General features: G+C 68.2%; 10 protein-coding genes. 2 read left to right on the top strand and 8 right to left on the bottom strand.

Features of this window, described 5'->3' with window-relative positions; genetic code table 11:
* Window positions 1–24 precede the first annotated feature (24 nt).
* On the bottom strand, window positions 25–1,182 hold the full coding sequence (locus H4W81_RS06265; protein WP_192773897.1) for a CaiB/BaiF CoA transferase family protein: 1,158 nt from the start codon (window positions 1,180–1,182) through the stop codon (window positions 25–27).
* Window positions 1,183–1,288: 106 nt separating this feature from the next.
* On the opposite strand from H4W81_RS06265, the gene H4W81_RS06260 reads away from it, so the two are divergent.
* Window positions 1,289–1,849, top strand: coding sequence for a uridine kinase family protein (locus H4W81_RS06260; protein WP_318781555.1), 561 nt, complete (start codon window positions 1,289–1,291; stop codon window positions 1,847–1,849).
* Here the strand turns inward: H4W81_RS06260 and arfA are convergent.
* The 4 genes from arfA to H4W81_RS06240 all read right to left on the bottom strand — a co-directional run bounded on the left by arfA (window position 1,827) and on the right by H4W81_RS06240 (window position 9,422).
* Window positions 1,827–3,329 carry an arabinosylfuranosidase ArfA gene (gene arfA / locus H4W81_RS06255; RefSeq protein WP_192773896.1) on the bottom strand — a complete coding sequence of 501 codons (1,503 nt, stop codon included), beginning with the start codon at window positions 3,327–3,329 and terminating at the stop codon, window positions 1,827–1,829. The genes H4W81_RS06260 and arfA overlap by 23 nt on opposite strands.
* Window positions 3,330–3,418: 89 nt before the next feature.
* On the bottom strand, window positions 3,419–4,096 hold the full coding sequence (locus H4W81_RS06250; RefSeq protein WP_192773895.1) for a histidine phosphatase family protein: 678 nt from the start codon (window positions 4,094–4,096) through the stop codon (window positions 3,419–3,421).
* A gap of 58 nt (window positions 4,097–4,154) precedes the next feature.
* Entirely contained in the window at window positions 4,155–7,655 is a 3,501-nt protein-coding gene (locus H4W81_RS06245) for a hypothetical protein (RefSeq protein ID WP_192773894.1), read from the bottom strand.
* A 105-nt stretch (window positions 7,656–7,760) separates the two neighbouring features.
* The gene (locus H4W81_RS06240) at window positions 7,761–9,422 is read right to left on the bottom strand and encodes a hypothetical protein (protein ID WP_192773893.1); all 1,662 of its coding nucleotides are present in this window, start codon (window positions 9,420–9,422) and stop codon (window positions 7,761–7,763) included.
* Window positions 9,423–10,257: 835 nt separating this feature from the next.
* Between H4W81_RS06240 and H4W81_RS06235 the strand changes: the two genes are divergently transcribed.
* A complete protein-coding gene (locus H4W81_RS06235; protein ID WP_192773892.1) occupies window positions 10,258–12,231 on the top strand; it encodes a ligand-binding sensor domain-containing protein in 1,974 nt (657 codons plus the stop codon).
* 1 nt (window position 12,232) lies between these two features.
* Here H4W81_RS06235 and H4W81_RS06230 read toward each other — a convergent pair whose 3' ends face one another.
* From H4W81_RS06230 to H4W81_RS06220, 3 genes are all read right to left on the bottom strand, one after another.
* Window positions 12,233–12,700 carry a flavin reductase family protein gene (locus tag H4W81_RS06230; RefSeq protein WP_192773891.1) on the bottom strand — a complete coding sequence of 156 codons (468 nt, stop codon included), beginning with the start codon at window positions 12,698–12,700 and terminating at the stop codon, window positions 12,233–12,235.
* Entirely contained in the window at window positions 12,697–13,914 is a 1,218-nt protein-coding gene (locus H4W81_RS06225) for a styrene monooxygenase/indole monooxygenase family protein (RefSeq protein WP_192773890.1), read from the bottom strand. Before H4W81_RS06225 ends, H4W81_RS06230 begins: the two co-directional genes overlap by 4 nt.
* Window positions 13,915–14,008: 94 nt before the next feature.
* Window positions 14,009–15,016: an AraC family transcriptional regulator gene (locus H4W81_RS06220; protein WP_192773889.1), complete on the bottom strand. Its 1,008-nt coding sequence runs from the start codon at window positions 15,014–15,016 to the stop codon at window positions 14,009–14,011.
* Between the last annotated feature and the right edge of the window lie 25 nt (window positions 15,017–15,041).

Raw genomic sequence — 15,041 nt, 5'->3', positions numbered from 1 at the left:
AGTGCTGCAATGTTGACGCGCGGGTCACCGTTCCCGTTCCGCCAACCACGAAAGCACGACCTCGCCGTCCTGTCCGAGGGCCGGAGGGGCGGTGTGCTCGACCGCCGAGCCGCCCTCGAACCGCAGGGGCGGGCCGGGCAGCTCGATCCGGCCGAGCACGGGGTGCTCCACCTCCACGACCAGCCCCTGGGAACGCGTCTGCTCCCATGAGTACACCTCATCCAGCGTGCGGATGGCGCCCGCGGGCACGCCCAGGTCGGCGAGCGCGGTCAGCCAGCTGTCCCTGCCGTGACGGGCGAGCGCCTTCTCCATCTCCGCGATCAGCTCATCCCTGTGCGCGAATCTCTCCCTGTTGGTCGCATACTTCGCGTCATCGGGGTCGATGTCCAGCAACGCGGCCACCTTGCGCCACTGGCCGTCGTTGGCGGCGGCGATCTGCAGCATCCCGTCGGCGCACCGGAAGGCGCCGTAGGGGGCGATGGAGGCGTGGTGGTTGCCGCCCGCGACCGGCACCGTGCCGCCGACCGTCCACGCCGTGCCGTGGTAGGAGTGCACCCCGGTCACGGCGGCCAGCAGGGAGGTGCGCACGACCTCTCCCCTGCCGGTGCGCTCACGCGCGTAGAGGGCGGCGACCACCCCGTAGGCGCCGTGGATGCCGGCCAGCAGGTCGGCGATGGAGGCGCCCACCCGGTACGGCTCGTCCTTGGACGGCCCGGTCAGCGACATGAGCCCGGCCTCGCCCTGGGCGATCTGGTCGTATCCCGGCCTGCCGCCCTCGGGCCCGTCGTGGCCGAAGCCGGTGATGGACAGGATCACCAGGCGCGGGTTGAGCTCGTGCAGGCGCTCGACGGAGAAGCCGAGGCGATCCAGCACGCCGGTGCGGAAGTTCTCGATCAGGACGTCGCTCTGCCGCACCAGCCGCTCGACGAGCTGCCTGCCCTCGTCGGACTTCAGGTCGATCGCGATGGACTGCTTGTTGCGGTTGGCCGCCAGGAAGTAGGTGGAGATGTCGTGGTCGGGGCCAACGAAGGGCGGGCCCCAGCCGCGCGACTCGTCGCCACCGCGCGGATGCTCGACCTTGATCACCTTGGCGCCGAGGTCGCCGAGCATCTGGGCGGCGTGCGGCCCGGCCAGGGCCCTGGACAGGTCGAGGACGACGATGTCGCCGAGGGGTCCGCGCAAGATCAACCTCCTGTGATGGTCGCCGAGCCTACGGCTTTCCAGCCTTTCAGGCGAGAGGCTGCGCTCGACAGTCAGGTCCCCGTTCCGCCGTGGCAGGATCTGGTGCGTGGACGAGCTGGTGAAACGCATCATGGAGCGGCCCCCCTCGTGCGGCCGCACCAGGGTGGTCGCGGTCGACGGGCCCGCCGGCTCCGGCAAGACCACGTTCGCGGCGCGGCTGGGGCTGGCGCTCGGCGCGCAGGTGGTGCACAGCGACGACTTCCCCGTGCCGTGGGAGGAGGGGCCAGGACCGTGGTTCGCCGCGCTGGAGGAGCAGGTGCTGCGCCCCCTCGCCGCGGGCCGGCCGGGCGCCTTCCGCCGCTACGACTGGGTGCGCGGGGCCTACGCCGAGCCGGTGCGCGTGCCGGTGGCGCCCGTGCTCGTCATCGAAGGTGTCGGCACCGCCCGCCGTACGCCCTTTGTGGCCTTCAGGGTCTGGATCGAGGCGCCGAGGCAGGTGCGCATGGCCAGGGTGCTGGAGCGCGACGGGCCCGAGCTGGAGCCACGGTGGCTGGCGTGGTTCGCGGCGGAGGAGCGGTGGTTCGCCGAGGACGGCACCAGGAGCGGGGCCGACGCCGTCCTCGACGGGACGCGACCGGGCAGGATTACGAGCGGGCCAGGCGGATGACGTTCCAGGAGACGGCGGGCAGCGTGATCTCGAGCCTGCCGTCCGCCAGCCGGGCGTCGGGGTTGGCGCGGGGGGCCACCACGTCAGGGGTGTCGGCGGTGTTGCGGGCGTAGGGGTCGGGGCCCGACAGGGTGGTGGCCTGCGCCAGCCGTACGGAACCGAGGGAGCGCACGTCGGCGGTGAGGGTCAGCGGCCGGTCCACGGAGCGGTTGACCGCGAAGACGGTGGTGAAGTCGCCGTCGTGGGTGGCGACCGCGTCGAGCGCGGTGACCTCGCCGAACCTGCTGGTCTCGTGGCGCGGCGAGGTCAACTCCACCCGCAGGACCTCACCTGTGGCCAAGGCCGCGGCCTGGGCGAAGGGGTGGAAGGTGGTCTGCTTCCAGGCGCGCCCGCCGGGCTCGGTCATGATCGGGGCGATCACGTTGACGAGCTGGGCCAGGCAGGCCGAGGTGACGCGGTCGCTGTGGCGCAGCAGCGAGATGAGCAGCCCGCCGAGCGTGACGGCGTCGGCCAGGTGGTAGTGGTCCTCCAGCAGCGGAGGGGCGACCGGCCAGTCGGTCATGGGTTCGGCGTTCTGGAAGCGCGACAGGTACCAGACGTTCCACTCGTCGAAGGAGATGTTGATCTTCTTCTTGCTCTTGAGCCGCGCTCCGACGCTGTCGGCGGTGGCCACCACGGAGTCGATGAAGTGGTCCATGTCCGTGGCCGAGGCGAGGAAACTGGCCAGGTCGCCGTCGTGCTCCTCGTAGTAGGCGTGGCAGGAGACGAAGTCGACCACGTCGTAGGCCTCCTCCAGCACGGTCGCCTCCCACGCGCCGAAGGTCGGCATGCTGGAGGCGGAGCTGCCGCAGGCGACGAGCTCGAGTCCGGGGTCGATCACGCGCATCGCCCTGCCGGTCTCGGCGGCGAGCCTGCCGTACTCCCTGGCGGTCTTGTGGCCGATCTGCCAGGGGCCGTCCATCTCGTTGCCCAGGCACCACATGCGGACGGCGTGCGGCTCCTTGGCGCCGTTGGCGACACGCAGGTCGGACAGGTGGGTGCCCGAGTCGATGTTGCAGTACTCCAGCAGGTCGAGGGCCGACTCGATGCCCCTGGTGCCGAGGTTGACGGCCATCATCGGCTCGACGCCCGCCTTGCGGCACCAGGCCATGAACTCGTCGAGGCCGAACTCGTTGGTCTCGGTGGAGTGCCAGGCGAGGTCGAGCCTGGTGGGACGCTGCTCGCGCGGGCCGGTGCCGTCCTCCCACCGGTAGCCGGAGACGAAGTTGCCGCCCGGGTAGCGAACGCTCGTCGCTCCCAGCTGCCTGGTCAGGTCGAGGACGTCCTGGCGGAAGCCGTTCTGGTCGGCGGTCGGATGCGTGGGCTCGTAGATCCCGGTGTAGACGCAGCGGCCGAGGTGCTCGACGAAGGTGCCGAAGGTGCGGCGGTGCACGGGGGCCACCCGGAAGGCGGGATCCAGGGTGAGGTGCGCGGTCAGCACTGGAGGATCTCCTCATTATGTTAGCGTTAACATCTCGAGCACTCGGAGATGAGTCTCAACGCTGCGCCCTGCCCGGGTCAACCCCCGTCTCAGCCGAGGTGCCCGACCTCGTTGAACGACACCAGCTCGAGGCTTCCGTTCGCCGCCGCCCACGTCGAGACCGAGGCGTTCCTGATCGGCGCGTGCGCGTCGACGGCCGCCAGGTCGGCGTCGTGCGCCCGCTCGATGACGTGGCGCAGCATCAGCACCACCGAGTCGTGGGCCACGATCAGCACCCGCAGCCCCGCGGCCTGGGCGGCCAGGTCGGCGAGGAACCCCCTGAGCCTGGCCGCTACATCGCCGAACGACTCGCCGCCCGGCGGGCGGTAGCCGTACTCACCCTGGGCCAGCATCCGCGCCACCTCCTCGGGGTAGCGCTGCTCCAACGCGGCCAGGTTGTAGAAGCGCAGGTCGCCCCACTCCCTGTCGCGCAGCCTCGCGTCCACGCTGACGGGCAGCGCAGGGCCGCCCCGTGACCGTTCGGCGAGCCTCCAGGTCTCCCGCGCCCTCAGGTACGGCGAGCACCACACGATCTCGGGCGCCTCCTCCGGCGGGAGGCCGGCCAGGTGCCGGCCCAGCGCGGCGGCCTGGGCGCGGCCCAGTTCGGTCAGCGCGATCTCGTCGTCGCCCGGCTCGTAGAACAGCGGGACGCCGATCGACTCCTGGAAGGCGAGGTTCGCCGCGCTCTGGCCGTGTCGTACCGCGATGATCCGCTGGGGCCCGGTCATGTGATCATTGTGCCCCGATCAGCAGCCGGGCAGCTTGCCAGGCCGCTGGCTATCTGTGTCAGGACTTGAACGTCAGGGCGCTGGCCGCGCAGGACATCGAGCCGTAGGCGAGGTTGAGCACTGTTGCGATGCCGACCGCGATGACCCAGGAGGTGGGGTCACTGTCGTCCGCCAGCACCGGCGACATGATGCCGTTGAGGTCGAAACAGGTGCCGCCCCAGACGTTCAATTCGTCGATCTTGTCCCCCTCCGAACAGGCGAACGCGGCGAGGGTCGGGACCTGCCACACGATGTTCGCGCCGAAGTCCAGCCAGGGAGACACCGGGCCCCATGCCTTGTCCGCGGCCGACCCTTCCTCGGTCAACCCGACGCACGAGTCTACGACTGCCTTCACGGTCATGAGATCCCCGAGGACCTGGTTGGTGATGTCCCACCACTTCGGGTTCTTCGGCTCGGAAAGCTGGCCCACGACGTCGGGAGTCACGTAGAGCAGGTACGCCGGGCCGTTGATCATAGGGAAGATCTCGCTCTGCCGGTACTTCTTGGCCAGCGGCTGGAACACACTCAGCAACACCGCTCCGATAACGGAGCTGACACCACCGGTGAGCACCATGACGTCGTTGACCGAGGTCTGGCCCTGCCCGGCCGCCGACCTGACGGACGGGGCGGGCGTGGAGCTGCAGATCCGTTGGATGGTCGCGAAGTCCGGTGCGTCGATCAGCGCGGTCGTGGTGGCGTTGTCCGGGAATGGCGCAGCGTCGGCGATGAGCTTGTAGCCGATCGTGACCGGAATCGCGGCCACCAGGCAGGCCGCGTCCAGCAGGCTCAGGTCGTTGCCGGAGATTTTCCTGTACAGCCACGACAGGACGGGGATCTCGATGGTCGCGTTCAGGATCTCCATGCAGCCCTCGACGAGCTCGGCCAGTACGTTGATCGCCGCGACCAGGACGTTCTCGATGCTCTGCAACAGCGCGTCGGTGATGATCGCGATCGCTTGTTCAAGGAGCTGGGTGAACGAGAGCTGGTCGATCTTGTCGATGACGTTGCTCTTGAAGCTGCGGAAGGCGAGCTCGAGGATGTCCTTCTCCCTGCCCAGGGCCTCCACCAGCGGCTGGAGCGTGGCCGTCACGTCACCCGTGACCCCCTGATTGGGCTCGGCGGTCGTGGTGCCGTTGGTCGCGTTGCTCTTCAGCTGGTGCAGCCCCCAGTTGCTCTGCGGGCTGTCCTGGCCGGGCACCGGCGTGGCGGCCGCCATGGCGCTGCTCCGGGTGGTGCCGCCCAGGCTCGCCGGAATGTCATTCGGCAGGCCGGCCCACGCGTTGACGTAGCCCTGCAGCTGGATGAACGTGTTCTGCACCTGGGTCTCGGCGTCGCCGAGCCCGTCGATGCACTTCGCCAGATACCGCGTGAAGATGTTCTTCAGCACGTTGTGCGTGCGCACGATGTCCGACCAGGCAAACAGGAAGCCCAGCCACTTGATCAGGTCCTCGAAGAACACCTTGATCTTGTTGAAGATGAACTCCACGGCGTGCGCCACCGCGGCGACGCAGTCGAGCAACACGTCGTAGACCTCGCCCGCAATCGTCGCGACGAAGTGGTAGATGCCCTCGACCTCCTGCACGACGAATTTCTCGACATCCTCGAAGCAGTGCTTCAGCCATGAGAAGAAGTCACCCATCGCAACCGCGATGTCCGAGCCGATGCCGAGCGGGGCCTCCCCGACCGCCCGGGGGGCGAGGTGCGCGACGGCGTCGGCCCCCTCGTGGTAGGTGAGCCCACCGCCGGCGAACGAGATGCCCCACACCTGCGGCATGGCGTCGGCCCTGGCCACGTGAATGGCGGAGTCGCCGGAGCGCTGCCGGGAGCCGTCCTGCGGCAGTCCGGCATTGACGTTCATGAACTGCACGATGGCCTGGGCCGCCGCGTCGCTGTCCGCCGTGGCGACGCTGGACGGCACGAGCGGCTGCTGCGTTCCATCCGCGTTCGTGACCACGACGGCTCGCAGGTCGTCACCCGTCTGTACGGCAGCCAGCGTCGCGGTCGCCTTGCTCATGGGGTTGACGTCGGCCGCGACGTCCGGTGTGTCGGTCAGGACGATGTGGAAGCAGACGGCGGCCAGGGACTGGGTTTCCTGGACGACGGTCAGCACCCCGGTCGCGTCGGTGGTCGTGTTCACCGGCACGGTCGGCGAGAGCAGGTGGTATACGTCGTTCAGGTAGACGCTCACCGGGCTGGTCGCGGTCACCGCCACCGCGGTGTTCGGCGCCGCGAGGCCGCTGTCGTCGGTGACGGCGACGTGGGTGGTGAAGCTGTTGTAGACGATCACGTCGTCCGGATCGGTGGCGGGCAACAGGATGGAGCGCTGGAGCCAGTCGGTGGTGACGGGATCCTGGGTGAGCTGGACGAGGTCCTGGCCGTCCACGTCGGCGAACAGGACGTTGTTGCCGGCGCCGATGTTCAGGAAGAACGCGAACTGCTCCACGCTAGGCAGCAACGGCACCGGTGTCGACCATGCGGTCGGGTCCGCCTCGCTGCCCGCGGGGCAGCTCACGTAGCACAGAGTGCCCTGCGGGCCGAGACCCCAGACCGCGGTGCGGTTGGCGTCGGTCGCCGCGGCGAGGGTGGTGGCGCCTGCGATGAGATCGTCGGTCACGATCTGGACCGGCGTCGCCAGGTCGTGCTGGTTGTCCGGCGTGAAGAGGTACAGGCCGTCCGCGGCGGCCACGAACAGGTTGGTCACGCCGGAGCCGTTGAGCGCGGATGCGATCGCGCTGGTCCCCGGCGGCGGCGTCAGCCGGGCGGGGGTGGGCGCATGGGTGGGCTGGACGTAGTTGTACTGCGGCGTGAAGAGCAGTTGCGGCTCACCGCTGATCGTGCCGAAGGTGTAGATGCCGGGAATGTGAAAGTCGGGACGCGGGTCGTTCGGCCGCTGCCCGAGGCAGTTCACAATGCTTTTGGCGGCGAGGTCGGCGGCGAGCTTGTGCGGGCGCCACTGGGGCGAGTTGCCCGGCGTGATGTAGTAGCGGTCGAGCAGCCGCAGCGGGTCATCCGACCGGCGCAGGACGTCGACGAAGATGTTCTCGACGGCCCCGGAGCCGCCGGACGCGGGGATGTTCATGATGTTCACGTCGGCGATGCCGAGCGGGTCCGGGGCGGTGCCCGCGTCGAACGGGACGGCCGTCCAGGTGACGCCGTCCGCCCAGGCCGCGTCCGTGTTCGCGTTGCCGAGGGAGAGGTACAGGGCGTCCGCGCCGTTGACGGTCACCGCGAGCGCGAGGTCGATGGCGAGGGTCTGGGCGTTCTGAGTGACGGCGAACGCCTTGGCCGTCACCGGCGCGCCGCCGTAGTTCGCCGACAGTGCGCTGCTGAGGTCGATCCTGTTCCAACCGGTCGGGGTCTCGGTCACCTCGCGGGTGAGGTAGCAGACGTTGTCGGTTCCGATCGAGAAGAAGAGCGCGTCGCCGTCCTGCGACTGGAGCACCTCGAAAGCCTGGTCGGGGGCCATGACCACGGCGGCCTTGTGGTTCTCCATCAGCTCGGATTCGAAAGAGATTTTCATGGGAATGTCAGCGCTTTCGGCCATGACGGGCGGCGGCACACGCCGCCCGCTCGAGGATTGTCCGGAACTACCCCAGGAATCGGGATCAGAAATCCGAGAAAGAAGTCACAGTGTCGGGTCGGCGTACGTGATGTGACCGACGAGGTCCTGGTTGTCCGAGAAAACGGCGTCGTTGAACACGAACGACGATCCGCCCGGGAAGACGAAGTTCTGCAGGAACGAGACCGGGACATCCGCGAAACTTGTTTCAGTACATCCTCGCACGGCGTCGGTCGCCCAATCGAGGAGATCGTTGATGTCCGTGAACCAGTTCAGGAAGCCGTTCACTCCGGGCGTCTTTGAATTGTCGACCGGAGTCGAACTCTGCAGGGCAGTCACGATCTGGCCCGTGTCGTTGACTCCTATCGTGTAGACGTCTGTGATGCTTTTGTCGACGACATTGCCACCATCGCTGCTCCCCTGATATCTGATGTAGGTGTAGCCGACGAGATGTTGGGCGATCGTCATCGTGTTGCCTTGGACGCTCACCGTTATGTCGTAGGTGATGGTGATCTGTATGGACCCGCCGAGGAGGGGACCTCCACACTTATCAGAAGTGGTGCTCGTGTAGTTGCAGGAGAGGATGACTGGGCCGGACGGGGGACAGGTTATCGTCGGGTCACCGGGGAAGAAATACATATAGAAATGCTTAGCCTCCTGACCGCTGCATTGGACGGTCGCCTCAGGCCTCTGGCAATTCCCTTGGATGTATGCGGCCAGTGATTGTCCATTGTTGTCGGTATTGAGGAGATAGTTGGCGAACGCGTTCCGGTTCAGCGCGGCCACGCCGTCGTACTGGGAAACCTCGTCGGGCTCGATCCAGTTCCAGCCGAACCCGGCGTGCGTGGTATCCGGCAGTTGGTCGTTGTTGACGGCACACAGGTAGTTCAGCGTGAGCGGTGCATTGTCCGAGCCGACGGCGTCCGGTGTGAAGAAGTTCAGGTCCGTCACCGCGAGCGAGGTCGGTTGGGTTGGCGCCACCTGCGTCGCGGCGTAGCCGAGCACCTCGGCGCCACCGAGCGCCTTCCAGTAGGTGTTGATGAAGTCGGCCGTCATGAACGCGTTGAGGGCGCTGTTCGTCGGGATGTTGTTGAACTGGAAGCCCTGCTCCAGGTCGGAGCTGTTCAGGTCGTAGTAGAGCTGCTGGACGCTGAACATGTCGGGGTCGCCGATGCCCTTGAGCCGTTCCTGCGCGTCCGAGGGAAGGCTGGTGAAGGAGGCGTCCTGGAAGTCCAGGTCGACGGCGCCGGAGAAAGACCAGCTCGTGCCGGACGGTTGCGACTGGTTGAACCAGCCCATCGGCCCATGCGGACCGTAGCTGATCTCCGTCGCGACGAACTCGCCGAACATCAGCGTGTACGTCACGTTCGACTGCCCCGGCTTCAGGGCGATGATCGGCGGCAGCGACGCCGGATCGATACCGGGCGGAAGACCCAGCTTTGCCTTGATCGCGAACGCGAAACTGGCGTTGCTGAGATTCTGCACCCTCGCGTCGGATGGTTCTGTGCCGTCGGGCACGCTGAAAGGATCCGTGTTGCCGGCGCTGGCCACGAATGTGGCGAAGTCGATCGGAATGGGCTGGAAATCGTTATTGTAAACGTAGCACAGGATGACCTCGGGCAGACCGCTGTAGAGGTATTCCTCCAGGGTACCGTTGATGCTGTCCTGCGTCACCGCGACGACATAGTCGAATCCGGTCGACGAGAGATTGGAATCCTGAGCACTCATAAAACGCTTCCTTTTTATGAAGGTGGCCGCAAAAAAAAGCGCACCACTCTGCTTGAAGTGAGTCCATGGAAAGCAGCGAACATCGTTAAGTGTCGCTTGATCAGCGTCTCCTGGACTCGATTACATTGAGCCAATAGGAATTAATCGGAACGGGCCGCCCTTTTGCCAGAATCGAGAGTAGATGGAGGCTTGGGGCCAAAACCGGGACGACAGCGTCTTCGTTTAAAAGCATTCGCGGACTGGGCCCGATAGATCCAGTGGTCGGGGTAGGCACGATTGAAAAGCTTGATTTCTTATCCAGAGGTATGATTTTTTGGGTTCCAGATGATAAAGGCGCCAGATCGCTACTTGACTTGAATGGATCTGAATTCACTCTCTGATTCGATTCCGTGACGCCACCGGTTGTCATTTCCGAAGTTCTGTAAAGGTTAACTCGCAATACGCAAACCAATTGCCAGATCACGACACGGGGCCTGTAGCAGGTTGGAGCCACGTGGGACCTGTGAAAATCATGGAGAACGCGATCGACTCGCGGATCTGCGGTTTGGCTGGCGGCGCAGGATCGGCGTGCATCTTTGCTCGAAGCCTGCCCCATCCTCGATCTGGTCGGTTGAGTAGTTCGACTGAGGGTTGATTTCACGCTGTGGTCAGCGTGAAGACCGGTTGACGCGCCGGGTAGGCGGGGTTCCACGGGCCCGAGGGTGTCCTTCCTGGTTCGTTGGAGCGGTTTGATGCTGGTCAGGTGGGTGCCCGGTCGCCCTGACCGCCGGCGAACCCCGCCGTGGCAGCGGGTGGTGCTTCCGTTGGGAGGAGGGGAGCTGGCAGGATTACGGCCATGACCGTATCTTGGAGGGCAGCGGCTCTGGCCCTCTTACTCGCCCTCACCCCCCTAGTCCCGGCCCAGGCCGAAACCGCCGCTCCGCCCACCGGTTGCGGCTTCAAGAACCTCGGCACCCTGCCGCTCACCGGCGCCACCACCGCGGGCACCGCGCTCGACGCGACCCACCCCGGCGGCCCCCGCGTCTACTCGGTGACCTCCAGCGCCTCGGGCCCCGCGATGCTCGGCATCAGGAACGCCAACGACGGCAGCCTGATCGCCGAACGCCCCCTCCCCCTCGCCCTCGGCTCGTGGGCGGTGACCGTCGCTCCCGACCACGCGGTCTACGTCGGCAGCTACAACGCCACCGTGGGCGCGATGGGCCGGCTGTACCGTTACGACCCGTCCACCGACCAGGTCGGCGAGCTCGGCATGGCCGCCCCAGGCGAGTCGTTCGTGTGGACCGTCGCGGCCAGCCCCGACGGCACGGCCGTGTACGCGGGCACCTCGCCCCACGGCAAGCTCGTCCGCTACGACACCGCGACGCGGGAGATCACCGACCTCGGCAGCCCGGTCCCCGGCGAGCAGTTCATCAGGGACCTGGCCATCGCCGAGGACGGCACGATCTACGCCGGCGTCGGCGCGCAGACCATGAGGGTCGCCGTCATCGGCAGGGACGGCACGACCCAGCGGATCATCGACCCGCCCGTCGAGGGCCACGGCTACGCCTACGACGTGGACGTCGTCGGCCGCCACCTGCTCGTCAGGTTCGCCACCTCCACCAACACCAATCCAATGGGCGTCTACGACCTGGAGACCCGCGCCTGGAAGGACCTGGTCGAGGACGTCGACAGCCTCACCGTCGGCGGCGGCAGGCACGGCCACGACCTCTACCTCTTCCAGAACGACGAGCTCGTCTCCTACGACCTCCAGTCGGGCCAGGTCGAAAGGACCGGCTTCACCGACTTCGGCGGCGGCGCCGCCAGGACCCTCGGCTGGGTCGGCCAGACGCTGGTGGGCACCGGCTCCACCGGGCGGATCTGGCACTACGACCGCAAGAGCGGCCAGGGCCGGCTGCTGGAGGGCACCCTCACGGGGCAGCCGGTCAGCATCAGGTCGATGGCCGTCGGCCCCGACGACCGCGTGTACGGCGGCGGCTTCTTCACCGGCGGCCTGGCCGCCTACGACCCCCGCACCGGCGAGTCGCAGTTCTGGCCCAACGTCGGCCAGAGCGAGGGCATGGTCACCCACAAGGGCAAGCTCTACCTCGGCGTCTACCCGTGGGCCAGGATCTATGAGTGGACCGGCAGCGAGCCGAAGCTGCTGCTCAACCTCGCCGCGCAGGAGCAGGACCGCCCCTTCGCGATGATCTCGGCGGGCGACTGGCTGGCGTTCGGCACCGTCCCGAAGGTCGGCACCGTCGGCGGCGCGCTCGGCCTGTACGACCCCGCCACCGGCAGGACCGTCGTCAAGCGCAACCTCATCCCCGGCCACAGCATCATCGGCCTGGCCTACCGCGACGGCGTCATCTACGGCACGACCTCCGCCTTCGGCGGCATCAGCACCCCGCAGGACGACGCGGCCGTCGCCTTCGCCTACGACATCGCCGGCGACTCGCTGAAGTGGCAGACCAAGCCCGTGGCCGGCGACCTGGCCCTCGGCTCGATCACCTTCGACGGCGACGGCAAGCTGTGGGGCCTGTCCCCCGACGCGCTGTACGAGCTCGACCCGGCCACCGGCCGGACCCTGCGCTCGGTCAAGCACCAGACCTACCCGTGGGCCACCGCCACCCAGGTCTGGCTCGACACCAACATCGAGCTGGGCTCCGACGGCAGGCTGTACGGCAAGGTCCAGGGCAAGGCCTACCGCATCGACCGGGCGACGATGGCGCTGACCCTCATCGCCCGCCCGATCTCGATCCTGCTCAAGGGCCCCGACGGGCACATGTACCTGTCGCGCTTCGAGAACTTCTACACCTACCGGATCTGCTGAGTCACCCCGCCGCCCGCTCCAGGTAGCGCCCCGAGTGGAACACCAGTGGCTCGCCGCCGGCGCGGTCGAACTGCTCCACCGCGCCGACGAAGATCAGGTGGTCGCCGCCCTCGTGCACGGTCACCGTACGGCAGGCGAAGCCGGCCAGCGTGCCCTCCAGGACCGGCAGCCCGCCCGCCGCCGATCTGGTCGCCACCCCCGCGAACTTGTCCTCCGCGGGGGTGGCGAACCGGCGCGACAGCTCGTCCTGGCCTGCGGCCAGCACGTTCACCACGAACCTGCCCGCCCGCAGGAACAGGGCCACGCTGGGCGCCCGCTTCGACAGGCACCACAGCACCAGCGGCGGGTCGAGGGAGACGGAGGTGAAGGAGTTGACCGTCACCCCCGCCCGGCAGCCGTCCTCCAGCGCGGTGGTCACCACCGCCACGCCCGTGGCGTACATCCCGAGGGCCTCCCTCAGCGACCTCATGACAGCGCCGCCAGGTACGCGCGGGCCTTGACCGGGTCCATGAACCACTCGGCGAAGTCCGAGGGGTCGTCGAAGCCGTTGACGAAGCGGGAGGCCACCTGCGGCAGGCCGCCCGCCGCGCCCAGCAGTTCGAGCACGTGCGGCGGCGGGGGCGCCAGCAGGGCGTTGGTCCAGGCGGTCGCGTGCCGGGCGTCCTGCCAGTAGCGGTCGAAGGCGGCCGTCATCCACGCCGCGTCGAACGGCCTGTCGCCGTGCTCCAGCACGCTGCCGAGGTAGGAGGCGGCGCACTTGGCCGCGTTGTTGGCGCCCTGCCCGGTGATCGGGTCGTTGAGCACCACCACGTCGCCCACGCCGAGCACCCGCGCGCCCGACGGCAGGGTGGCCACCGGCTGCCGCACGACGGGGGCGAAACGCCCCGACAGCACGCCCAGCTCGTCGGTCAGCTCCACGTCCGCGCACCGCTCGGCCTCCCACGGCAGGAAGGTCTCCAGCACCCGCCTGCTCCTGGCCAGATGCTCGGCGGGGGTGCGCACGTCGGCCCAGCAGTCCATGGGCCCGCCTGGCACGCCCTCGAACACCATGATCTCGCACGGCCCCGACAGGGTCAGCGCGGGGAAGACGAAGTACTCCCCGACCCCCGGGACGAGGTTGAAGCAGACCGCCGAGTGATCCGGCCGCGGCGCGAGCCCGTGCACGTAGGTGAGCGCCAGCGCCCGTTGCGGCCTGTCGTACGGCGAGCGCGCCGCGTCGCGCTCGAACAGCGAGGCGATCGCCCCCTTGCCCGCGGCCACCATCACCAGGTCGTACTGCGCCGCGTAGGTCTCCAGGTCGGCGACCGTCGCCTCGTGCACGACGAGCTTGCCGCCCAGCCGCTCGAACTCGGCCATCCACGCGGGCATCTTCACCCGCTGGTCGACCGAGCGCGCCGCGACGTCCAGCCTGGCGGCCCAGTCGATAGCGGGCCCCTTCGGGCCCGGCACGGTGAAGGAGATGCCTTCGATCGGCGGGCACGATTCGGCCCACAGGTCCAGGCCGAGGGCGCGCTCATGGCCGAGGGCGGTGCCGAACATGGCCTGGCTCGAGGTCACCCTTCCGTTGCGGATCGCCTCAGGCGAGCGATCGGTGACCACGGTGACGTCGTAGCCGTTCTTCAGCAGTCCGACGGCCAGGTGGAGGCCGGCCTGTCCGGCGCCGACGATCAGGATTCCGCGCATGCTGACGCTTCCCTTCGGGGTGGTGTGAGTGAGGGTGGATCGGTCAGGCGCCTGGTGAAACCGTACGGGGGATGGAGCGGCTCGGGCCATCCGCTCAGCGCGGATGCCGTCCACCTGGCGCACGATCTCCGCGCAACGTGGCCGACGGCGGCTGGCTGAAGCGCTGCCTGTAGGCCGCGGCGAACCTGCCCTGGTGCGTGAAACCCCAGCCGGCGGCCACCGCCGTGACCGTCTGGCGCGCCGGATCGCCCGCGGCGAGTTCCTCGTGCACCCTGACCAGCCGTACCTCTCGCAGGTAGGACATGGGGGTGTGGCCGAGGTGCCGGCGGAAGCCCTCCTGCAGCGAGCGCCCGCTGACGGCCACGGCACGCGCCACCTGCTCGGTCGTCAGCGGCTCGTGGGCGTGCTCCCTGATGAACTCCGCCGCCCTGCCCACCACCTTCGGCAGCGCGGGCGGGACGGGGGCGAGCAGCCGTTCCCTATAGGTGGAGGGCTGCATGGTCAGCAGCGAGGTGAGCATGGCGCTCTCGAGATGCGCGACGGCCAGCGGCTGGGCGGCCAGCCCGTCGTCGTGCTCGGCCTCCGTGACGATCAGATCCACCATGCCGCGCCAGGCGCGCGCCCAGCCCGCCGTCAGGTCGACGCCGAGGTCGAAGACGAGCGGCCGGTCCATCGGCGCGCCGAGCAGCTGCTCCAGCGCCTTCTCCACCGCGGCCCGCTCGAACTTGACGATGAGCTGCGGGCAGCCAGCCGCCCACCGCATGTCCAGGTGCTCGGTCGGCGACGGGAGCGAGGCCAGCGCGGTCGTGGAGACGATCTCCTGCCGGCCGCACCGGATGAGGCTGCTGCCGGCGAGCGGGATCTGGACCAGGAAGAACGACTCCAGCTCGCCCGGCTCGATCCGCACGTCCGCGGTGTAGTCGAGGTAGCTGATCCGCACCGCGCCCAGCTTCGCCGAGTTGAACCTCGCGCTCAGCAGGGCGGAGTCGCCCGTCAGGTCCAGGCGATGCGGGCAGAACACCCGCGCCACCTGCTCACGCACCTCGTCCAGGTCGGCGCTGGTGAACAGCGCTCTGTTGCCCAGCGGAACCTTCTTCCGCATCTGTGACGCTCCCGCGCTCCGGTGT

Origin of the sequence: Nonomuraea africana (genome assembly GCF_014873535.1) — a bacterium.
Classification (GTDB): domain Bacteria; phylum Actinomycetota; class Actinomycetes; order Streptosporangiales; family Streptosporangiaceae; genus Nonomuraea; species Nonomuraea africana.
This window is presented reverse-complemented; position numbering and strand designations above follow the sequence as displayed.

Bases quoted from the DNA above. Each gene is read 5' to 3' on its own strand.
- H4W81_RS06250 (WP_192773895.1), bottom strand. From the start codon at position 4,096: ATGACCGGGCCCCAGCGGATCATCGCGGTACGACACGGCCAGAGCGCG.
- H4W81_RS06245 (WP_192773894.1), bottom strand. From the start codon at position 7,655: ATGAAAATCTCTTTCGAATCCGAGCTGATGGAGAACCACAAGGCCGCC.
- H4W81_RS06240 (WP_192773893.1), bottom strand. From the start codon at position 9,422: ATGAGTGCTCAGGATTCCAATCTCTCGTCGACCGGATTCGACTATGTC.
- H4W81_RS06235 (WP_192773892.1), top strand. From the start codon at position 10,258: ATGACCGTATCTTGGAGGGCAGCGGCTCTGGCCCTCTTACTCGCCCTC.
- H4W81_RS06230 (WP_192773891.1), bottom strand. From the start codon at position 12,700: ATGAGGTCGCTGAGGGAGGCCCTCGGGATGTACGCCACGGGCGTGGCG.
- H4W81_RS06225 (WP_192773890.1), bottom strand. From the start codon at position 13,914: ATGCGCGGAATCCTGATCGTCGGCGCCGGACAGGCCGGCCTCCACCTG.
- H4W81_RS06220 (WP_192773889.1), bottom strand. From the start codon at position 15,016: ATGCGGAAGAAGGTTCCGCTGGGCAACAGAGCGCTGTTCACCAGCGCC.